23 protein-coding genes are annotated in these 21340 nt (G+C 51.6%); 9 read left to right on the top strand and 14 right to left on the bottom strand.

Going from position 1 to position 21340, the window contains the following annotated elements; translation table 11 throughout:
• Positions 1-7: 7 nt before the first annotated feature.
• From AB6B37_RS12855 to AB6B37_RS12870, 4 genes are read right to left on the bottom strand one after another with little or no spacing between them, the layout of a single operon-like run.
• Positions 8-1222 carry a phage major capsid protein gene (locus tag AB6B37_RS12855; RefSeq protein WP_371396212.1) on the bottom strand — a complete coding sequence of 405 codons (1215 nt, stop codon included), beginning with the start codon at positions 1220-1222 and terminating at the stop codon, positions 8-10.
• Between the two features lie 16 nt (positions 1223-1238).
• Entirely contained in the window at positions 1239-1685 is a 447-nt protein-coding gene (locus AB6B37_RS12860) for an HK97 family phage prohead protease (RefSeq protein ID WP_371396213.1), read from the bottom strand.
• A gap of 8 nt (positions 1686-1693) precedes the next feature.
• A complete protein-coding gene (locus AB6B37_RS12865; RefSeq protein WP_371396215.1) occupies positions 1694-1951 on the bottom strand; it encodes a hypothetical protein in 258 nt (85 codons plus the stop codon).
• On the bottom strand, positions 1941-3143 hold the full coding sequence (locus AB6B37_RS12870; RefSeq protein WP_371396216.1) for a phage portal protein: 1203 nt from the start codon (positions 3141-3143) through the stop codon (positions 1941-1943). Before AB6B37_RS12870 ends, AB6B37_RS12865 begins: the two co-directional genes overlap by 11 nt.
• A 406-nt stretch (positions 3144-3549) precedes the next feature.
• Between AB6B37_RS12870 and AB6B37_RS12875 the strand changes: the two genes are divergently transcribed.
• Complete coding sequence (locus tag AB6B37_RS12875) at positions 3550-4455, top strand: DUF3800 domain-containing protein (protein ID WP_371396217.1); 906 nt, start codon at positions 3550-3552, stop codon at positions 4453-4455.
• A 139-nt stretch (positions 4456-4594) separates the two neighbouring features.
• On the opposite strand, the gene AB6B37_RS12880 is transcribed toward AB6B37_RS12875, so the two are convergent.
• The 6 genes from AB6B37_RS12880 to AB6B37_RS12905 all read right to left on the bottom strand — a co-directional run bounded on the left by AB6B37_RS12880 (position 4595) and on the right by AB6B37_RS12905 (position 9041).
• Complete coding sequence (locus AB6B37_RS12880; RefSeq protein WP_371396218.1) at positions 4595-5578, bottom strand: IS1595 family transposase; 984 nt, start codon at positions 5576-5578, stop codon at positions 4595-4597.
• A gap of 132 nt (positions 5579-5710) precedes the next feature.
• Positions 5711-6127 carry a hypothetical protein gene (locus tag AB6B37_RS12885; protein ID WP_371396219.1) on the bottom strand — a complete coding sequence of 139 codons (417 nt, stop codon included), beginning with the start codon at positions 6125-6127 and terminating at the stop codon, positions 5711-5713.
• Positions 6128-6185: 58 nt separating this feature from the next.
• The gene (locus AB6B37_RS12890; RefSeq protein WP_371396220.1) at positions 6186-6698 is read right to left on the bottom strand and encodes a DUF2726 domain-containing protein; all 513 of its coding nucleotides are present in this window, start codon (positions 6696-6698) and stop codon (positions 6186-6188) included.
• Positions 6699-6749: 51 nt separating this feature from the next.
• A complete protein-coding gene (locus tag AB6B37_RS12895; protein WP_371396221.1) occupies positions 6750-7370 on the bottom strand; it encodes a hypothetical protein in 621 nt (206 codons plus the stop codon).
• Between the two features lie 86 nt (positions 7371-7456).
• Positions 7457-8707, bottom strand: coding sequence for a DNA-packaging protein (locus tag AB6B37_RS12900; RefSeq protein WP_371396222.1), 1251 nt, complete (start codon positions 8705-8707; stop codon positions 7457-7459).
• A complete protein-coding gene (locus tag AB6B37_RS12905; protein ID WP_371396223.1) occupies positions 8700-9041 on the bottom strand; it encodes a hypothetical protein in 342 nt (113 codons plus the stop codon). Before AB6B37_RS12905 ends, AB6B37_RS12900 begins: the two co-directional genes overlap by 8 nt.
• Positions 9042-9155: 114 nt before the next feature.
• Here AB6B37_RS12905 and AB6B37_RS12910 point away from each other — a divergent pair, with 114 nt between their 5' ends.
• Complete coding sequence (locus AB6B37_RS12910; protein ID WP_371398458.1) at positions 9156-10325, top strand: isovaleryl-CoA dehydrogenase; 1170 nt, start codon at positions 9156-9158, stop codon at positions 10323-10325.
• A gap of 254 nt (positions 10326-10579) precedes the next feature.
• Here AB6B37_RS12910 and AB6B37_RS12915 read toward each other — a convergent pair whose 3' ends face one another.
• Positions 10580-11188 carry a nitroreductase gene (locus tag AB6B37_RS12915; protein WP_371396224.1) on the bottom strand — a complete coding sequence of 203 codons (609 nt, stop codon included), beginning with the start codon at positions 11186-11188 and terminating at the stop codon, positions 10580-10582.
• Positions 11189-11218: 30 nt separating this feature from the next.
• Between AB6B37_RS12915 and AB6B37_RS12920 the strand changes: the two genes are divergently transcribed.
• The 5 genes from AB6B37_RS12920 to AB6B37_RS12940 are packed head-to-tail and all read left to right on the top strand — an operon-like array spanning position 11219 to position 15465.
• Positions 11219-11638, top strand: a complete 420-nt coding sequence (locus AB6B37_RS12920) for a DUF1801 domain-containing protein (RefSeq protein WP_371396225.1) — start codon at positions 11219-11221, stop codon at positions 11636-11638.
• Positions 11639-11643: 5 nt separating this feature from the next.
• Positions 11644-12117 carry a RidA family protein gene (locus AB6B37_RS12925; protein WP_371396226.1) on the top strand — a complete coding sequence of 158 codons (474 nt, stop codon included), beginning with the start codon at positions 11644-11646 and terminating at the stop codon, positions 12115-12117.
• A 25-nt stretch (positions 12118-12142) separates the two neighbouring features.
• Entirely contained in the window at positions 12143-13303 is a 1161-nt protein-coding gene (locus tag AB6B37_RS12930; RefSeq protein ID WP_371396227.1) for a GNAT family N-acetyltransferase, read from the top strand.
• Positions 13304-13306: 3 nt separating this feature from the next.
• On the top strand, positions 13307-13744 hold the full coding sequence (locus AB6B37_RS12935; protein ID WP_371396228.1) for an HIT family protein: 438 nt from the start codon (positions 13307-13309) through the stop codon (positions 13742-13744).
• Positions 13745-13746: 2 nt separating this feature from the next.
• Positions 13747-15465 (top strand): hypothetical protein, encoded by a 1719-nt coding sequence (locus AB6B37_RS12940; protein ID WP_371396229.1) that lies wholly within the window; start codon positions 13747-13749, stop codon positions 15463-15465.
• Between the two features lie 31 nt (positions 15466-15496).
• Here AB6B37_RS12940 and ptsP read toward each other — a convergent pair whose 3' ends face one another.
• Positions 15497-17719, bottom strand: a complete 2223-nt coding sequence (gene ptsP, locus AB6B37_RS12945) for a phosphoenolpyruvate--protein phosphotransferase (protein WP_371398459.1) — start codon at positions 17717-17719, stop codon at positions 15497-15499.
• A 209-nt stretch (positions 17720-17928) separates the two neighbouring features.
• Between ptsP and AB6B37_RS12950 the strand changes: the two genes are divergently transcribed.
• On the top strand, positions 17929-18720 hold the full coding sequence (locus AB6B37_RS12950; RefSeq protein WP_371396230.1) for a hypothetical protein: 792 nt from the start codon (positions 17929-17931) through the stop codon (positions 18718-18720).
• 12 nt (positions 18721-18732) lie between these two features.
• Positions 18733-19089 (top strand): hypothetical protein, encoded by a 357-nt coding sequence (locus tag AB6B37_RS12955; protein WP_371396231.1) that lies wholly within the window; start codon positions 18733-18735, stop codon positions 19087-19089.
• Positions 19090-19122: 33 nt separating this feature from the next.
• Here AB6B37_RS12955 and AB6B37_RS12960 read toward each other — a convergent pair whose 3' ends face one another.
• Together AB6B37_RS12960 and kynA are read right to left on the bottom strand one after the other, a co-directional pair.
• Positions 19123-20385: an aspartate kinase gene (locus AB6B37_RS12960; protein WP_371396232.1), complete on the bottom strand. Its 1263-nt coding sequence runs from the start codon at positions 20383-20385 to the stop codon at positions 19123-19125.
• A 95-nt stretch (positions 20386-20480) separates the two neighbouring features.
• Positions 20481-21275, bottom strand: coding sequence for a tryptophan 2,3-dioxygenase (kynA, locus tag AB6B37_RS12965; RefSeq protein ID WP_371396233.1), 795 nt, complete (start codon positions 21273-21275; stop codon positions 20481-20483).
• Positions 21276-21340: the final 65 nt, after the last annotated feature.

Genomic DNA, 21340 nt, shown 5'->3' on the forward strand with positions numbered 1-21340 from the left:
GACTTAATTAGGCCGCGAATTTCAAGAGCTTAATCGCATTGAAATCCTGCACACCGCCGCCCACGCGTTTGGTTGTGTAAAACAACACATAGGGTTTGGCGGAATAAGGGTCGCGCAACACCCGCACGCCTTGGCGGTCAACAATAAGGTAACCCCGGCGGAAATCACCAAAAGCAATCGGCGTTGTGCCCGATGCAATATCTGGCATGTCTTCAACTTCGACCAGTTTATAGCCCAACAATGTGGACGGCGCGCCAGCCTCTGTTGCGGGTTGCCAAATATAGTTTCCGTCTGCGTCTTTAAACTTGCGAATGGCGCTGACCGTGCGGCGGTTCATCACAAAGCTGGCGTCCGAACGGTAACGCGTGGCGGGTGCATAAACCAAATCCAGCAAGCCGTCGACCGGTGCATCTGTATCAAAATCACCGTCTATACCTGTGTTAACAGTCCCGATGCTGCCCCAGCTTTGGCTGGCATTAGCCGCTTGTGCATAGTCCAGAAGACCGCGCGGTTTATTCACGCCGTCACCATTAATAAAGGCGGCTGTTTCTTGATTAGAGAACACATCACGCACTTCATCGGCAAGCCATTGGTCGACATCCGCGACGCCGTCATCCAGCAACATCTGGGTTGCAGCGGGCATGGCGTAAAGCTCACCTGCTGGAAATTCCAAAAGGTCAAGCTGCGGGGCCGTTGTCTCTAGCCGCGCGTCAGTCTCGCCCGCCCAACCTGCGGACGCACCGCCGGGGCTAACGGGTTTTTTGAACTGACCCGCCCCAACACGGCGCACCGCCGCAATAGAGCGAAAAGGCGAGCTTTGCTCTAACGCGCGGTCAATCATCGACTCGGCTTCAATGGGGGCCACATATCCGCCTTCGCTATCGACTGTACCGACCGATTTGCCTTCAAGGGATTTTAGCGTGGTCACATCACCCGAGCGAATATAATCTGCCCAAGCCGATTTAGCCTCAAGGTTCACAGCGCTCGCTTGGCCCATAGCAGGCTGGCTAGCGACAATCGACAGGCGCTCAATACGTTTGGCTTGGTCATCAAGGGCGGCATTAATGCGTTCGACCTTGGCAGTCGTCAGACTATCAGCAGATGATTTGGCCTCAATCTGTGCCAGCCGTTCATCATTGGCGTCTTTGAACGCTTCAAAGGTTTGGCTGAAATCAGAAAAAGCCGTCTTTGTCTGCATTTTGGTTTCAATTGTATCACTCATATAAAATCCTTTAGGGTTAAGAGCGGGAGTGGGATTGTGTCAGCGATAGCCGCGCATCGCGCAGCATGGGGAAGGCCACAATCGACACCTCCCACAAATCAAGTTCTGTTAAGTCACGACCACCGTTGGGGCGGGGTTGGCTACGCCGCACACGGTAACCAATAGATAGCCCCGTCAGAGCCCCTTCGGTCACCAGACTGGCGATACGGTCAGCACGCGCATTGCCCGTCATGATACGGCCTTGCACAAATAGCCCGCGACCATCTTCAATCACGCGGTCCCAAATACCGATAGGCTCCACAGTTTCGTGACCAAAAAGCATAGGCAAAGGCCGGCCAGCATGGGTCAAAAGACTGGCGGCAAAAGCCCCGCGCATGACGCGGTCACCTGATAAATCCGGTTTTGAAAACACGCTGGCATAGCCGCTAATCCTAACGGATGCGGGTAATTTTAAATCTAACATGGTGGTCCTTAAGGCTCAGAATCTTTGCTGCGCGTCTCGATCCGGGTCTCGATGCGAACAAGCGATTGCCGCGTCATAATCATTTGCTCTTCGATGCGTGCAAGGCGTTCAGAGACAGGCGGATGAAAATTATGTTGGGCCTCTAAGGCTTCGATACGGGCTTCTGCGGACCCCGCCCAAAGAAGCGCGCCTGTGGTTTGTATGATAACCGCAAAAACCAGACTTAAGGTCACGGTACGGTCAACAGAGACGGCTTTATCCGGCATCGGCACCCTCCCCTATATTGGCACTGAGGCCCGCCATAGAGCGGCGTTCATCCGGAGAAATAAACTCAGCCGCGCCAAGCCGCGCCCACAGGGCCGCGCGTTCTTCGGATAGGGCAGACACCTTATCCAGTTCTGGCACAAGCGACAGGTCATCGCCGTAAAACGGACGGAGCCATTGCTCTATACCGCCTGCAGTTTTGCTCACCAGTGGGATGATGGTCTGTCGCCGAAAGGCCAAATTTGCTTCTTTGTAATTGGCATAAGTATTGTCACCGGGAATACCCAGCAGCATCGGCGGCACACCAAAGGCCTGCGCGATTTCACGTGCAGCTTCGCGGCGGGCCTCAATAAAATCCATGTCAGCAGGGGAAAAGCTCATGGCTTTCCAGTCCAGCCCGCCTTCAAGCACCATTGGGCGCCCAGCATTACTCGCCCCAGCATGCGCGCCTTCAAGCTCGGCCTTTAAACGATCAAACTGGTCATCAGATAGACGCTCTGCCCCAGACGCGCCTTTATAAATCAGCGCGCCGCTAGGACGGGCAGCATTATCAAGAAGTGCCTTCGTCCAGCGCCCTCCCGCATTGTGGATATCCACCGCATCCGCTGCCGCGGCCAATGGCGCATATCCATATTGTGTATCCAGCGGGTCAAATAATTTCAGGTGATACACCGCGCTGCGGCCTGTCGCAGGGTCGTAATGAAATTGGCGTTTCATACCGCCAGCGTCATAATCCCATCCACTTGGCCACCCTTTGCGGTCGGTCAGAACCCGCATTTTATCAGGACGCAGGGCATATAGCGCGGTCGGAACGCCGTCGATTAACGCAGCTTCCAGATAGGCATTCCCGCTCATTTGGAGATAGCCGTAAAAGCGTTCCATGATATCGCTATGGCTCGCCCCGTTGTGACCGCGCGACAATAGCGCCGCGGCCGGGTCACCAACTACGCATGTATCACCACGCCGCTCACAAAGCGGCACTGAGGCTGCCGCCTCTGCAATCAAGCGCACACAGCGAAAAACAATTGCGTTTTTATGGTAGCCTTGGCGAGACAAAGACGCATAATTGCGACCGCTCCAGGCGGCGTGACCGCCAAGTTGCAAAGCAATTAAAGGCTGTCCCGCCGACGGAGTTTCTTTGGTTTCTAACGCAGAAGACGCAGGCGACAACGCCTTGGCAAGCCAATGTTTCATAAAGGTTCCAGATATTAAAGAGAGCCGCGCATTAGCTGTTAGAGCTGCGCGGGCATCATCATGGGGTCATCTCTGACAATATCTGAAAGTTACCCCAAATCTTTGGGGTGGGAGGACAGTATAGGAATTTAGTGGCGTATGTGTCTTTGACAAACCCATAGAATCGAGCGACTGATATGGATGGCCACACATCAAGACATATTCGACGCGCTCTCACCCCTGTTAGCGGAGCTTATTACCTCTGGCGTTGTAGATAGAAACTCGCTTGCATCAACTTACGAGCAATTCGCCGCAGTAGACGAGCAGATAGGGAAAGACCCGACTTTACTTCTCGCTCTTGCCTCACAACTTCGTCAAAATAAGGATTAAGTTCTACTTTATATGTCATGCGGTATCATAATACCGCATGCGCAAGTGCGTCAAGTTTCGACTAGCTACAGGGTTGTGGACAAGGGGCGCTTTCGCATGGACTCATGAGCGCGGTTTACCCTTAATAGGGGTATCTTGTGGTTTTGCGATTCGTTTCAACTTTTCGTCAAAGTCTCGTTCGGATTCGTTGCACTCTAGATCTTTAGCTGCGGCTTTGAATTTATCTAATTGGGATTTATTTTTCATAGTGACCTACATAGCATTTATTGACGAGTCTGGCGACCACGGAATGAACAACATTGACCCAGCTTCGCCTTGGTTTGCGCTTACTGCAGCCGTTTATCTTCGTGAAGATTACCTCAGCCAAGAGATACCTGCAATGTCTAGGATTAAATTAGACTTCTGGTCGCATGACGGCATAATTTTCCATGATTACGATATAAAAAAGAAAGTAGGCCCATTTAGTATTCTTATTGATAACGATGAAAGGCAGAGGTTTTTTGATGCCTTAAGTGAACAATTTAGAGTCACACCCGCAACGATAATTTCTGCCGTTATAAACAAGGATGCTCACAGCAGGCAATACCGCGACCCTATGAATCCTTACGAGCTTTGCGTTCAGTTTGTTTTGGAGCGCATCCACATGATGACGGGACGTGGCACTTGCATAGTATTTGAATCGCGCGGGAAAAGCGAAGACAATCTAGTGCGAGAGTGGAGCAATAAAACGATAGCTCGAAGGAGATGTGATTTCGACATACATTTTGCCAAGAAAAGCGGGAATGTCGAAGGTCTGCAAATGGCCGATTTAGCCTGCCAACCAATTATTCACTATGTAAAAAAGCCAGACACTGACCGCCCCGATTGGTTGGCGGTCAAAACAGCTATACGCACAAATCGTCACGGGGCTATGGCGGGTTATGGGTTAAAAACATTCCCTTAAAAAGCAGAAAGCGCCCCTTACGAGACGCTTCGCCGACCAGGCTACCCCTAATCCATTTAATGCCCTATATACACGAATCACAAAAAGAGTCAATAGAATCAGTCACTTAATACCATGAAAAAGCGGTAAGTCACTGTAATCAGGCGGATTTTCCGTTAGACCATCGGTAAGTCAACCGCTTGCCTACGATACCTTGTAGGGCGGCTTCCGTCCGTTCCATATCTGTTACGCCTAGCTTGGCGCGGTTGTTGTAGCGGAAATCAAATTCCGCAAGATAGCGGTGAAGGTGCTTTTCGTTGCAGTGTTGATAGACACCCTTCATGCCGCGTTTAAAGACGCTGTAATAGCCCTCAAGAGTGTTTGTGTAGACATCGCCCCGCACATACTCACCGCGAGAGTGAATGACTGTCTCATGGCTTTTAAACTCTTTGCCAACACGCGGATATAAGCGGCTTTCGTCAGTGATTAAGCGAGACTTACGGTCAACATTTTCACGAACGATTTTGCCAACACTTGTGATGGTCGCGCGGTCAACATTAAAAGAGCGAATAGAGCCGCCACGTTCCACGAGAGAGACAACAACGTGCTTATTGGCAACGCCGCCAAAGCCCTTGATGCCACGGCGCTGCATGGCGCGTTTCTTCTTAAGGCTAACTTTGTTACCAAAATAAGTTTCGTCAGCTTCGACAATCGCGCCTTCGCCGCCCATCGGGGGCATATCGCCAGACGCCATAGCTTCGCGCAAGCGGTGAGCCATAAACCATGCGGTTTTGTAAGTGACTTCCAGTGTGCGCTCTAGCTGCTTGCTGCTGATACCCTTCTTAGAGGACATCATCAAATATGCGGCTTGTAACCACTTAGTCAAAGGAACGTGAGAGCTTTCAAAAACAGTGCCCACACGGACAGTAAACTGCTTGCGACATGCGCCACACTTCTTTAGACCATGCCGCTCGACGCCTTCGGGATTCTTTTTAGAAGGCTTAGACCGCACACCCTTAAGCTCATAGATGCGCTCATCGTGGCCGCACTTAGGGCAAACAGGTTTGCCGCCCCAAATAATGGCTTCAAGATGTGCGAAAGCGTCAGCTTCGTTGTGGAAATATGTCTTAGATAAAATGCTCATGGGCATTATATGCCATAGAGGCTATGGGTTTGTTAAGTATATAATAGCCAATTTAGTCCTAGTTGCTTATTTTGATTGAATTTTCACATGCGGCCAGACGGGAGCCGTTAATCAAGCGCTGCCCGATTAAGCCTAGGCTGCGCCGCGCCGGGTAGAGCGGGACCCGAGCAAATCACGTGCACGGGCATAATTTTTCTTCAACGCACGGCGCATAGGCTCATCACCCAGCATAGACGCCAATGTGATTGCGCCGCGGTAAGCATCAACAGCCGCCTCTAGGGCCTGCACGTCATCATTGGTGCGACCTAAGGTCAAAAGCGTGTCGGCCAGCGCTTGTTGCACTTCGGCATTGGCGCGCGGGGCCGCGTCGAGTGAGTAAAGCTCACGCGCGTTGCGAAGGGCGGAGACGGCCTCAATAAGGGGTGCGGTTTGACCGGTTTGAGACGCAAGCAAAATCGTTTGACTAGCCAGTTCTCTATGTAAACCCGCAAGCTCTTGCGTGACAGATTTCAAATCCCGTTTAAGGTCGAGTTTTTTACGATTGGCCACATTTGCCCCCATCACAGTTTTACCGTTATGACATTGGGGCTAAGGTGGCTGATTATGGTTAAGGAGACTTTAAAAAATGCGTGATTTCCGCGATATGGTTTGCAAAATCCTCACCCGTTTGGATTCGGCGCAAAGGTAAACCCGCCGCACGAAAAATACCGTCCTTCAGGGCGTCGCCTGCGTTGGCGGCGCTATTGTCATGTGAGGGGCCGTCAAGTTCGATGCCCATAACAGGCGTGCCGTCCCAGCGCATAATCGCAAAATCAATATGACGCGATTTAACGCGAGCACGCAGTTGCCAGCGGAGTTTAGGGTTGGGCAAATCGCGCTTGACCCGAATAATATCTTCCAGCCGGGGCTTGGCCAAAAGCACATAGCCCTTGGGTAGTGCCTTTGAGCACATTTGGAAAAATATCCGCTCTGGCGCATTCACGAACACACTGGGGGCGGCCTCGTAAAATTTGAACAGCTTAGGGTCGGCATGGGTCGACGGCGGCGGGGTAAACGGTTTACGCAAAACCGCCACAGCAATCACGCCAATAAGAACCGCGATAATAATAAATTCAACCATATGGTCTTTTGCATCGCGTTACAGAGCGCGTAAAGCTCAAAGGTTACTAGGTCAAAGCGGAAGCCGATGAGTTAGAAGCAAACTAACGTCTACGCCTTCTCTTAGGCGGCTTCCCGATTGTAAATCGAACTCTATTGCAGCCTCCCCTAAAGCACTTACAACCGATTGCTCCTCGTCAGACAAATTCGCCGCATCCAATACTAACAATCCAACCCCGCTAATAGGCCGATTACCAACACCCATGACCATAGAATTGATTACTTGCCATCCCGCATTGCTAAACACAGATAAAAGCGAATGGGAAAGTAAAGTAGCCTCATTAACGCCCCCCTCAGCAGCAATCTCAATTTTTGAGCCAGAGTAGGCACCTAAATAGGGCATCATGGTTTGACGCTGTGCGGCGCTTATTGTCCTCGGGCTTAGATCATCGATCCTTGCCTCTAAAGCATCCATTCTCGCCTTCGCTTCGTCTGGTGAAGACGCTCCCGTTTTCTTTTCATAGTCGCTTATTTTTTGGTCTCTCAATTTAATAAGGTCTTTGGCGCTGCTCAATCGCTCCCTGAAAAACCAAAAGGCTACACCAAACATCATAACCGCAAGCACAAGAAACGTGATGGGCGCGCCGCTAATTACAGCCCATTCCTTTTGTATGTATTCGAGAATCTGTTGCATGGCGCATGTGTATAGCGCCTCGTGCAAAAGTCAAAGGGCATGGGTTTGTCAAGGACACATACGCCAGCTCAAAAGCCTGACGGGGGTTAAACACGGCGCACGCGCGGCCTGCCCCGACGGGACAACAGCAAATCAGTTACCGCCCAAACCAAAGCGTCGGCGCGGTCAGGACTGTGTTTCAAACTCTCTGTGCCCAAGGTGCAAAGCTCGTCCTCCAATTCGGAGTATGTACGGACATGTTTCACGCGACCCTGTTCATAAAGCGCGGCAACGGGTTCTGCACGCACGGCTTTACCCCGGGACGCATGAACGGTTTTCACGATGGCCTCTGGGTCAATGGTCTTAAGCGTGAGCGCAACCATCTCTCCGCCTTGATTGACTTCGGCGAGAATATAATCTGCGCCGTAGCTCTCCCATAATCCGATTGCCCGCCGCGCCCATGCCTCGGGTGAGAGGCCCTGCACGGTTGCGTCTTGCAATATGTGGACCGTATCAAACTCGCCCGCCTGCCCGCGTAGCAATCCCGCCACAACCAAACCACAGGCATCAGAGCGAACGCCAGAGGTGACAGGCGGATCAAGGGCAATAATGATTTTATCATAGATAAACTCACGCGCGTCTGATTGCTCCATATGGCAGGCTTCTATCATGGCCCGCGTCCAGAGTGCGCCTGCGTGATCTGTGATAATCTCGCCGCCGAGTTCTTGACGCCCCAAGCGGGTTCCGCCGTAGGCATCCTCTACCGCTTTGATAAAAACAGGCGAAAGATTGGCGGCATTATCCGATGTCTTTGCTGTGCTGACCACAAGCCCGTCTTGGGCCATCAAGGCGGTAAGCGCCGCAATCGGGCGCGGGGTTGTTGTCATCACAAGACGCGGTTTATCCCCTAATCGCAAGGCCAGGCGCAAATTAGACAGCGTGTCATCTGGATAGGCCCAAGCACAAAATTCATCGCCCCAAGCGCAATCAAATTGCGGCCCGCGCAAGCCATCTGGGTCTTCCGAAGAATAAACAAAGCCAACCGCACCGTTGGGCCATTCCAAACGACGCCGCGATGATTGGTAGCGTGGGCGCGCATCAACGGGCCCTAAATTCATCAAGCCACTTTCACCAAATAGCATCACTTCGCGCGCATCATTATAGGTCGGCGCGACAAGGGCGACGCGTTTTGCGCCTTGCTTAATTTGCGCGCGCACCCATTCTGCACCAGCCCGTGTTTTCCCGCAACCGCGCCCACCCAGTAGGAGCCAGATAAGCCAATCACCAGCTGGGGGCCATTGGTCATTTCGCGCCAAAGCCTGCCATTCATAGACTTGGGGTATGTCGCGACTATTCATCGGGATGGATTACAATTGTCGGCATAGCTGACGCGTCAAGACGGGCAAGGTAGCGCGTCAGTCGCGCGCGTAGCTCTTCAGGGTCAAGCTCATCAGCGGGGCGGATATTATCTGCGATTTTTTTATCCTTAGGCAATAGCGTTTCGTTATAGGTCTCTATGTCTTTGATGAGTTTAAACAGGGACGTCATGGTCGCTACGGATTTGTGACAGGGGTCCATATCGCCATTTTGTGAGTCCCGTTGAGTATTGACCATAAAATCAGACAATATAGCCCGTAGGCCAGTCGTCGCTATGGTGTCGTATTTTTGGAAGATTGTTTCGTTATCATTCATATGCGCAGCATAAAGCCGTCGTAAGACCCGTGAATGTGTTTACCAAAAGCGGCTGTAATCCCCGCATGGGTCATGATAGAACAGCAGAGCGCAAGAGAGCTTAAAGGACAGATTATGTTACCCAGCTACCCGACTTTACAATTTGGTCATTCGGAAGAAACGGATATGATCCGTGAAACCGTTAGAGGCTTTTGCCAAGACAATCTGGCCCCGATTGCCGCTGATATTGACGCGACCAATGAATTTCCTCGCCATTTATGGCCTGCCATGGGCGAGTTGGGGATGCACGGCATTACGGTTGACGAAGAAGACGGAGGCTTAGGGCTGGGCTACCTTGAACATACCATTGCGATTGAAGAAGTGAGCCGCGCGTCAGCCTCCGTGGGGTTGTCATATGGCGCGCATTCTAATCTGTGTATTAACCAGCTGCGCCGTTGGGGTAATGCTGAGCAAAAAGCAAAATACCTTCCCGGTTTGATATCGGGCGAGCATTTAGGCAGCCTCGCCATGAGTGAACCTGGCGCAGGGTCAGACGTTGTCTCTATGCGACTGCGGGCCGATAAAGTGGACGGCGGTTACCGCTTAACGGGCAATAAAATGTGGATCACAAATGCGCCGACGGCTGATCTCCTAATTGTCTATGCCAAAACCGATATGAGCGCAGGCAGCAAAGGCATTACGGCCTTTCTGATTACGCCTGACATGAAAGGGTTCTCAACAGCCCAAAAACTCGACAAACTGGGTATGCGCGGCTCTGATACATGCGAACTTGTCTTTGAAGACTGCTTTGTGCCAGACGAAAATATTATGGGCCCGATTGGGCGCGGTGTGCAAATCTTGATGTCGGGTTTGGATTATGAACGGGTGGTTCTGTCGGCCGTGTCGATTGGGATTATGCAAGCCTGCCTTGATGTGGTGCTGCCCTATATCCATGAGCGCAAGCAATTTGGTAAACCGATTGGCGAGTTCCAACTTATGCAAGGCAAGTTGGCGGATATGTATGTCAGCCTGTCAACCGCGCGCGCCTATAGCTACGCCGTGGCGGCGGCGTGTGACCGCGGGGAAACAACCCGCAAAGACGCGGCGGGCTGTATTTTATACGCCGCAGAGAAAGCCACGCAGATGGCACTAGACGCCATTCAAATGCTGGGCGGTAATGGATATATCAATGACTATCCCACAGGGCGGTTGCTCCGCGATGCCAAGCTAATGGAGATTGGCGCAGGGACAAGTGAGATTAGACGCTGGCTTATTGGGCGAGAGCTATTTTCCGAGACGTCGTAAATCTTTGACGCGATAATAAATGTTGGGTAAATAAAGTAACCCCATGGCTTCACGGGGCGCGGTGGAAGCCATGGGGTCCAGTCAAAGACTGCGGTGTTAAGCCTTACGACTTAGTACCGTGGGCAGCATGTAGGGGCTCTTACTCTATTTGTCATCCCCCCAATATGATATTTCACAGTGAATCTACAGCGCTTATCCACAATTGCGTTGAACACTCTAGGTCGTTTTACTCCGTTTACACGCTAAACCCGCATTTAAACCCAGTGCTGGGTAATATCTGCGACATTGGGCCGCGCGCGTTCCCGCGAAGGAGCCGTTGTTTGGCCCAGATAAATGAAGCCTGCCACTTTTTCGCCCTCGGCCAGTCCAAGTTTTTTCAAAACCGCTGCATTATAAGAAAACCACTCCGTCAGCCACTGCGCGGCAAAGCCCATAGATTGCGCGGCTAGTAGCATATTAAAACACACCGCACCGGATGACAGCACTTGCTCCCATTCAGGCGTGCCGCGGATGCAGTCTTTGGGGCTGCTGATGACCGCGACAACAGTTGGGGCGCGCATAAGGCGGGCACTCTCAAACAGTGTTTTATCAAGCGGCAAGTCAGGATTTTGCGCCGCAAACTCGCTGGCAATCACTTGTCCAAAATCAGACCGCGCTTTGCCCTCAAAGACAATGAAGCGCCAAGGCGCTAATTTTCGGTGGTCTGGTACACGGGCTGCAATGTCCAAGATTTCTGATAGCTGCGTCGCGCTCGGCCCTGGCCCCTCCATCATTTTGGCCATATTTGACCGCCGCGTTTTTAAAAACTGCGTGACCTCTGGCTGGTCATTGGGCAAGGGCATAATGTCATCAAGCGCTGGCATGCTGTCGGTCCTTAATCTAAGCTGCTGATTATGTCATTCACGGCTCCTCCCATAGCAGCGCCCGTCGCCGCTGTCATTAATCGCTATCCTGAAAAGGCGCGCCAATATGCCCTAGCCTTGCGCGCACTCATTTTCAATGCGGCGCAAAACGACCCGCGTGTTGGGCCATTGACCGAGACCCTAAAATGGCGTGAGCCGTCTTATCTGACAGAGCATAGCGGCAGCGGCACGACATTACGGTATGACTGGAAAGACAAACGCCCCGACGCAATTGGATTATTTGTAAGCTGCCAGACAACACTCATCCCAAGCTTTCGCGACTTATTTTCTGACGTGCTTACCTTTGAGGGGAACCGCGCAATATGGCTGAATACGGATCAGCCCTTGCCGCGTGATATTTTGGCGATATGTATCGGTAGGACTTTCACCTACCATTTGGATAAAGGATAAACGTTATGAGCACACCGGATCAGAAACTCACCGAGCTTGGCTTCACTCTGCCCGAAGCCGCCGCCCCTGTGGCTAATTATGTGCCTTATGTCATATCGGGCAATATGGTGTTCGTATCAGGGCAGATATCTAAAATTGGCGATAATTTTATCGGCGGACGGCTGGGCGAAGACCTATCAGTGGAACGCGGGCAAGAGGCAGCAAAGCTATCAGCGCTGAACTTGATAGCGCAAATGAAAGCCGCCTGCGGCGGGGATTTGACCCGGGTAAAACGCATTGTGAAATTGGGCGGATTTGTGCAAGCCCTGCCCAGTGCGACACAAGCCGATATTCCCAAAGTCATTAATGGCTGTTCTGATGTTATGGTCGCGGTCTTTGGCGATGCGGGGCGTCACGCACGCTTTGCCGTCTCTGCACCAAGCTTGCCGCTTGATGTTGCTGTTGAAATTGACGCAGTTGTCGAAATTTCCCTGACTTAGCCGCGCGCAGCCTCTATAGAAAGCTATGAGTTCAAACCCCGTCTTTAGCGCCACAATCCTTCCGTCCATCAGCGCGGTGAGCGAGAGCGCATGGGACGCGCAGCTTCCTGCTGTGTCGCATCCATTTTTAAGCTGGCGATTTTTAAACGCGCTGGAGGAAAGCGGTAGCGCCGCAGCAGACACAGGTTGGACGCCCTGCCATATTTGGGTGACAGACGGGGATGACACAGCTGTTGGCGCAGCCCCGCTCTATGCCAAAACGCACAGTCAAGGCGAATATGTTTTTGATCATGGCTGGGCTGATGCACTGCACCGTGCAGGGATAGAATATTATCCCAAGCTGCAATGCTCGGTCCCGTTCACCCCTGCAACTGGCCCGCGTCTTTTATCGCATACGGCCGAGGGCAAAGCCGCAGTCTTATCCGCTATCATGAGCCTAACCGAGCGTGAAGGGTTCAGCAGTGGGCATATGACATTTTTAGAAGATGCAGATAAAGACGTCGCGGCAGCCGCAGGCTGGCTCGCGCGGCAAGACCGGCAGTTTCATTTTATCAATAGAGACTATAGCAGCTTTGATGATTTCCTCACGACGCTGACCTCTCGCAAACGGAAAAATATTCGCAAAGAACGCAAAGCAGCCCAAGATGGGGTCACGATAAAACGCCTGTCAGAGGATAATCTAAAACCCCATCACTGGGATATTTTCTACCAATGTTATATTGATACGGGCATGCGCAAATGGGGGCGGCCTTATTTAACGCGAGACTTTTTTGATAGGATGCAAGAGACAATGCGCGACGATATCTGCCTCGTGATCGCAGAAATGGACGATAGCCCCGTGGCTGCCGCGCTGAATTATATCGGCGGCGAGGCCCTATACGGGCGGAATTGGGGCACGCTCATCGACAAGCCGTTTTTGCATTTCGAGCTATGCTATTACCAAGCCATAGAAGAGGGCATTGCGCGTGGCCTGTCGCGTGTCGAGGCGGGCGCACAAGGCGAGCATAAACTCGCGCGCGGTTATGAACCCGTCACAACCCATTCCGCCCATTTCATTACCCACCCCGGCCTACGCGGTGCGGTGGATGATTACCTCATCCGGGAACGCCGCGCCGTCGACCATGAAGTGAATATATTATCCAAACACACACCTTTCAAAAAGACATCCGATAAAACAGGAGAGTAAACCATGACCCTTCACGCCCCATATGACGCCAGCAACATCTTCGCCAAAATCATGGCTGGCGACGTTCCATGCGCGAAAATTTATGAAGATGATGATGTGCTGTCTTTTATGGATGCCTTCCCGCAAACACGGGGTCATTGCCTTGTTATTCCCAAAGCCGCGTCTCGCAATATATTGGATACTGACCCGGATGTCTTGGCAAGGGTCATAACTAAGGTGCAAAAGATTGCCAAAGGCGTCGAGGCGACACTATCGCCAGACGGCATTGTGGTAACGCAATTTAACGGCGCGCCGGCAGGACAGACGGTCTTTCACCTTCATTTTCATATCATTCCGCGTTATGATGGGGATAAGCAAAAACCGCATGCCAGCGGCGCTATGGCCAATATGGATGACCTGCTTGCGATCGCAGAGCAGATAAAACAAAAACTACAGGACTGATTATGCGCAACTTAATGACCACGATTGCTGCCGCCGCACTGTTGGGCGCGTGCGGGGCACAGACCCCTGCTGATAGTGACGCGACCTCACCGACAAAGTCCGCCTTAGACACAACCATGTCCCCGGACACAACAGCGACGACGCCGTTTTATGACTTGGCTGCGCAATATGCGAAGTTTGCGAAAATTCCGCTCAATCCGGATACATCTTTTTTAAGCGCGTCTGAGAAAGCTGTGCTGAATAAACTGATTGAGGCGTCCAAAGTTATGTCAGAGATTTACCTTCTGCAACTTAACCCAAACAATCCAGCCATCCGCGCGGAGATTGCCAACTCAGACGCACCCAATAAAGACCTTTTGCTCGCCATGTTTGACGAGCATTTTGGTGTCTGCGATACGCTGGCCGAAGGGCATGTGTTTTACGGCGATATGCCCTGTCCTGACGGCGCTGGATTTTATCCGGCGGACATGACTAAGGACGAGTTCAACGCTTGGATTGCAGCCAATCCCGACGACGAAGCCGCGTTTAAATCAGGCTATAGCGTTATACGCCGCGACGGCGATCGCTTGGTCGCTGTGCCCTATTCCGTGGAATATAAAGAGCCATTAACGCGCGCCAGCGCGCTCTTAAAAGAGGCAGCTGCCCTGTCAGAAAATGCGTCACTAAAAAGGTTTTTAGACATACGTGCTGATAGCTTTTTATCGGATGATTATTTCGATTCTGAAATGGCATGGATGGATTTGGACGGCGCGATTGAAATCGCCATTGGCCCTTATGAAGTTTATGACGACAAATTATTTGGCTATAAAACTGCCTTTGAAAGTTTCGTCACCATCAAAGACCCAGAAGCCTCTAAGGCTTTGGCGAAGTATAAAAACTATCTGAAAGATATGGAAAAAAATCTACCCGTGCCAGATAGCTATAAGAACTTTCAACGCGGATTTGAAAGCCCGATTGTTGTGGCCGATCAAATCCAAGGGGGCGGCGATAACGTGCCAGGCGTGCAGACCATTGCCTTTAACCTGCCCAATGACGAACGTGTGCGTGAAGCAAAAGGCGCGAAGAAAGTTATTCTTACCAATGTCCTAGGCGCGAAATATGACCGTATTCTGGCCCCAATTGGCGAGCGCGTTTTAGAGGCTGAGCAAGCCGCGCTGACGGTCAAAAAATACATGGCGAATAATACGCTGTTTCACGAGCTATCACATAGCCTCGGCCCTGGCTCTATTATCAAAGATGGCCGCAAGACGACGGTGAATGCGGAACTGCAAGAATTGTCCTCTGGACTGGAGGAAGGCAAGGCCGACGTTATGGGCGCCTATAATATCCTTTATATGATGTCGCGCGGTGAACTACCGCCCCATGAGCGTGAAGCCTTTTTAGCGACTTATTTCACGGGGCTTTTCCGCTCTATGCGGTTTGGCATTGATGCCGCCCACGGCAAAGGGGCCGCGTTTCAATATAGCTATTTTCGCGAAGTTGGCGCGGTGACGTGGCTGCCCGAACAAGAGCGCTTTCGCGTGAACTTCAACAAACTTGCCGACGCCATTGGTGCTCTCACAGGACAAGTCGTGACCATCCAAGGCGACGGCGATTATGACAATGCGAAAATCTTCCTCGATCATTACGGCAAGCTAGACACAGAAGCCGAGACAGTTCTGAGCAAGCTTGAAGATATCCCCTATGATATTACGCCGATTTATCCGAGTTCAGTCAATTAGAACGGCTGCGTAACGCTCAAGCGGCGTGCTGCTAAATCGGCACGCCTTCTTCCATACAAAACGCCTTAACCTCATCGCGCACAGTTGACAGGCGCGATTGCAGCGTAATCAGCGGTGCAATACGGGCACGGAGTTTTTCTGCATCCAGCGCCAGAACTGCAGATTTCACGGGCCCAATCCCTGTGACGGGCATCGATAGGCTGTCATAGCCAAGCGCAATGAGGGTTATCGCTTCTAACGGGCGGGACGCCATGGCCCCACAAACAGCAGCTGATTTTCCGTTTTTACGACACCCATCAGAGATAAATTTCATAATCGATAAAGCCGCAGGATGCAGCGGGTCATAACGGTCGGCCACGCGCGCATTATCGCGGTCTGCGGCAAAGAAGAACTGCATCAAATCATTGGCACCAACAGAGACAAAATCGGCGTGATCACATATGGCATTAATTTGCCACGCCAGTGACGGCGTCTCTAGCATCACGCCAATTTCGATTTTATGCGGCAAATCTTGGCCAAGTTTTGAGGCGCGCTTGACCTCGATATCAAAGAGTGCACGGGCCTCTACAAATTCATCCACGGTCGCGACCATAGGGAACATAACGCGCAAATTCCGTTTTGCCCCTGCCGCAATCAAGGCGCGAAGCTGATAGCGCATCAACCCAGGACGGTCGAGCGCGATACGAATGGCGCGCCAGCCAATAGCGGGATTTTCTTCGGGCACAGGATCCATATAAGGCAGGATTTTATCACCGCCCAAGTCCAGTGTGCGAAACGTCACGGGGCGGTCCCCCGCTGCCTCTAAGGCTTGGCGGTAAAGCTCTGTTTGTTCCGCTAGTTTGGGCATAAATTCGGACACCATAAATTGGAACTCTGTCCGGAACAGGCCGATACCGTCCGCCCCCGATAATTCAATTTGCGGTAAGTCGACAAGAAGGCCTGCATTTAATTGCAAACTTATCTTGCGTCCGTCTTTAGTCACCGCGCGCTGCAGGCGAATAGCGTCATAGGCGCGTGTCATTTCCCCGCGAATATTCATCCGCATTTGAAAGGCCGAGACTTGTGTTTCTAGCGGGCGAATATGGACAAAACCTGTTTCACCGTCGAGCAGCACCGCGTCGCCCGTTTCAATATGATCAAGCACGCCGTCCGCACGCCCAATAAGTGGGATGCCAATAGCCTGACAAATAATCGCTGTATGGCTAGACGCCGCACCTTCTTCCAGCACCAATCCCAAAAGCTTGTCCCGGTCATAATCAAGCAGTTCCGCCGGGCCGATATCGCGGGCAAAAATAATCGCGTCATCTGAAATATTTTTATTCCCGATAGATATATTTTCACCCATTAGGGCGCGAATAAGACGGTTGGCCAAATCTTCTAAATCATGGAGCCGCGCCCGCAAATAGGGGTCGCGCGCCTTCATAAGGCGTGCGCGATGTTCATTGCGTACCCGCTCTACGGCCGCTTCCGCCGTTAGACCCGAATGCACCGCTTCGCGTAGCCGTCCGACCCATTTACGGTCATAGGCAAACATGCGGTAGCTTTCATATATGTCTTTAGAGGCGCGTGAAATAGACGCCGCCTCGCCGCTGACCATGGCGTCAACAGAGGCGCGCAGCACGCTAATGCCGACTTCCAGCCGCGCTTCTTCGGCGGCGATATTATCAGATAGCAAATTGGCGGGCGGCACGGGCGGTAAATGCAAATAGGCATGCCCATGGACCAAGCCATCTGCAAAGGCTTTGCCTTTTATAGTCTCTGGCTTGGTAGGTTTTAAGGAAATACCTTTGAGTTTGGCCTTTTTCCCGCCGAGCCGTTCATCATCAACAATAATTTCGGCCAGCACCATGGCCACGGTGAGCATATCCTCGACTTCATCTTCATCAAACCGTCGCGCGTCACGGCTTTGGACGACCAACACACCCAATGTGCGCCCCCCGCGCAATATTGGCACACCCAAGAAAGATTTAAACGGATCTTCGCCCGTCTCTGGACGATAAGAGAACAAAGGATGTGACGGCGCATCATCCAAATTGAGTGGCCGCGCAGTAAGCGCCACATGACCAACGAGGCCTTCGCCTTTTTTCATCCGCGTTTTGTGCACAGCGGAGCGTTTCAGGCCTTGGGTCGCCGATAGTTCTAATTCATCACCGTCCCGCAGGAGGTAAATCGACGAAACTTTGACATTCATCGAGTCTGTTATGGCCTCGACAAAGTGATCCAGTCGCTCTTGAACAGACTCGCTGCCGGCCATCGCCGCGCGAATTGCCCGCATCAGACGCGGGACTTTTTTCGTTATGTTGGGTTCCACACTCACGCGCGGACTATACAGGAGGTGGTAGGGTCGCGACTAGGTAAAAAAGGTTAAAATTAAGAGAGGTGAAAGATTAACTAAACAGCGGCCACTCTTCATTAATTCTTCAACGCACTCTGCTAATGCTTAGCGGGCTAAGGGAGGTCAGCATGAGTCAGAAACTTGTTTTACTAGGCGGTATCGCTGCCGTCTTATGCGCCTTAGTTGTCAAGTATTATCCCGCTCCTGAGGATTGGAATGAACGCGCCTATCAAGCGCTTTTGAAGGGCAAGGACGCGAAAGCCCGGAGGCTATATAAAAGAGCGATGCGCGGCGGCGACCTTCTAGCTGCCAATAATTTACACGTTCTGGATTTCCGGGCTGCAAGAGAAAAAACCAAAAATAGCCGGATCAACCGCAATGCCGTCAATAGTCAATACCGAGTCATTTTCGATGACCTTAGCGCCCAAGACCTTGCCGTTGGCACCTATAATCGCGCCTTATTTGAATTCCGATGTGCCGTTAAGCAAGAGTGCTATAAAACGGCGAAAAAGCGCTTTTTATTAGCTGATAAGCAAGGCGACCCACTTGCAAAAGCCGCCCATGCGCTGACCTTATCATACACGCAACCTGCCGGTGATCCCGACCGCAAAGTATTGCTTAGAAAGGCCGCCGACGCGGGTAACACGCATGCCGCCTTCACATATTCAACAATCATTTACGGCAAGAATAAAAGGCAAGGCAAGAAATATGCTGAAATTGCGGCGCAATCGGGGCTCTCTCACGCTCAGAATCACCTTGCCATATTTTTCAAAGGTGATGATCAGAAGGCTTGGCTAGAGAAAGCGGCAACTAATCCCATATCTCCAAGACGGCAGGCCGCAAAGCTGCTGGGATATAATTACTTAACGGGAGCTAATGGGTTTCAAACGAATTTCGAGCAGTCTAGATATTGGCTCTAGCAGGCCATTAAAATGGATGGCGCTTACACACAGCCCCTCGTCATACGGCGCGACGGGCTACGGTGGCGGGATATCGGAACGGGTTTCAACAGCGGAAAACTCACCTCTGGATTTGCAGCCTATGACCTCGCTCTGCTTAATTACTGCGCTTTAGGCGGGCCTCAGGATTTCAGAGCGTTTAAGCGCAACATGAAAATTGCAGCAGAGAAAAAAATATATAATAGCCGGGATATTGTTGCGCGGATGAACTCGCGTCAAACGTCTGCCAGGGTCGGTAGTAAATCTTCAAAAATTGAAAACTTAATATCCGCTCAGATGCAAAAGCGTTCAAACGAGTTTCGTCCCGTTTTTAAAGCGTGCCTTGGATAGATTACCGTCCCACCAACGTCCTATCGCGCGGATTTACGCGTTTTCAAGCCCAAACGCGCTATGCAGAGCTCGCACAGCAAGCTCTGTATATTCTGCGTCAATCAAAACAGAGATTTTAATTTCTGAGGTGGCAATCACTTCGACGTTGATATTACGCTCGGCCAAGGCCTCAAACATCGTTTGCGCAACCCCCGTATGGGACCGCATACCAATGCCGACCACCGAGACTTTGGTCACATCAGAATCTGATTTAATTTTCTCAAACCCAATTGTTTCCTTAGACGCGTTAAGCGCCGCTAAGGCTTTGTCCAAATCGCGCTTACCCACGGTGAAGGTCAAGTTCGCCGCATTATCAGAGCGGGATATGCCCTGCACAATCATATCAACAATCACATTGGCATCAGACATCGCCTTACACACTTTGGCGACCATGCCTGGTCTATCTGCCAAGCGCAGCAAGGTGATTTGGGCTTCGTCGCGGCTATAGGCGACACCGGATACAACACGTTCTTCCATAGTTTCATCCTCGTGGCAGACTAATGTGCCGGGGTTATCTTCGCCTACCTCACGCATGCTGGTGAGCACGCGGATAGGCAAATTATTGTTCATGGCAAGCTCTACAGAGCGGGTCTGCAAAACTTTCGCCCCGAGTGAGGCCAGCTCTAACATTTCTTCAAACGCAATGCGGTTTAACCGCCGCGCGTCTTCTTCTATGCGCGGGTCTGTTGTATAAATCCCGTCAACATCAGTATAAATATCACAGCGGTCAGCCTTTAGCGCGACTGCAATCGCCACCGCGGATGTATCAGATCCACCGCGCCCCAATGTCGAAATACGGCCCCGTTCATTCACGCCTTGAAATCCAGCGACAACGGCGACATTGCCCTCTTTTAACGACGGGCCAATGGCAGAGGACTCGATCTCGGCAATGCGGGCTTTAGAATGGGCCATGTCCGTGCGCAGCGGTATTTGCCAACCAAGCCAGCTGCGCGCACGAAGCCCCCGGCGGCGTAGCGCAATAGCCAGCAAGCCTGATGTCACCTGTTCACCACTAGCCACAATCGAATCGTATTCGTCTTCAATGGCGCTGTCGCGGCGTTTTCCGTCAGGAGCCAAATCCGCGTCCAGCGCATCGACCAACCCGACCAAGCGATTTGTTTCCCCGCTCATAGCAGACACGACCACGGCCACTTCATTGCCCGCTTTCGCTTCGGCCTCGACAAGACTTGCGACGTGGCGAATACGTTCCAAATCAGCGACGGATGTTCCGCCAAATTTCATAACAATGCGGGGCATGTTAGACCTATATTTTTTTCCAGCCGTGCTTTTACGCCGACGCTAGAAATATTCAACCCGAAACATCTGGTTTTGCGGTAAAATCTACTACAGACTTAGAGCTCTGTTCTTAACGCCCAAAGTTCTGGAAATAAAACCACGTCCAACATCGACCGCAGATAATTCACACCTGACGTCCCGCCGCTACCGCGTTTAAACCCAATAACGCGCTCTACTGTGGTGACATGATTAAAGCGCCAGCGCCGAAAATAGTCTTCTAAGTCGACCAGCTTTTCCGCCAGTTCAAACACATCCCAATAGGCTTTCGGGTCTTTGTAAATCTGCACCCAAGCTGCCTGTGTTGAAGCGTCCACTACATATTTTTGACTGACATCGCGCGATAATTGCGCGTCGGATATATCAAAGCCGCGGCGCGCCAAAAGCTGAATGGCTTCATCATAAAGGCTGGGCTGCAAAAGCGCCTCCTCTAAAACCGCACGCGCCGGATGACCATCATGAGCCGATAGCGAGGCGGTTGACTTATTACCGAGCAGAAATTCAATTTCTCTATATTGCCAGCTTTGAAACCCTGACGCCGCCCCAAAGGCTTCGCGAAAGGCAGTATATTCATCAGGCGTCAACGTTCGCAGCACATCCCAGCAGGCGTTTAGCTGCTCAAAAATTCGCGATACCCGCGCCAGCATTTTCATCGCAGACTTAAGCTCATCCGCTTTCACCGCCTCTATACAGGCGCGAAGCTCATGCAATATCAGCTTCATCCAAAGCTCTGATGTTTGGTGCTGCACGACAAATAACATCTCGTCATGTTTATCAGTCAGCGGCCTTTGCGCGGACAGCAGGCTATCAAGCTGTAAATAACGGCCATAGCTAAACTTTTCTGATCCGCTCATATCACCCTCCAAACAGTATTAAATCACCATAAGCTTTGAACCCATCTTGTCACCTCATGCGTAGC

Origin of the sequence: Fretibacter rubidus, from assembly GCF_041429785.1 — a bacterium.
GTDB lineage: Bacteria > Pseudomonadota > Alphaproteobacteria > Caulobacterales > Maricaulaceae > Fretibacter > Fretibacter rubidus.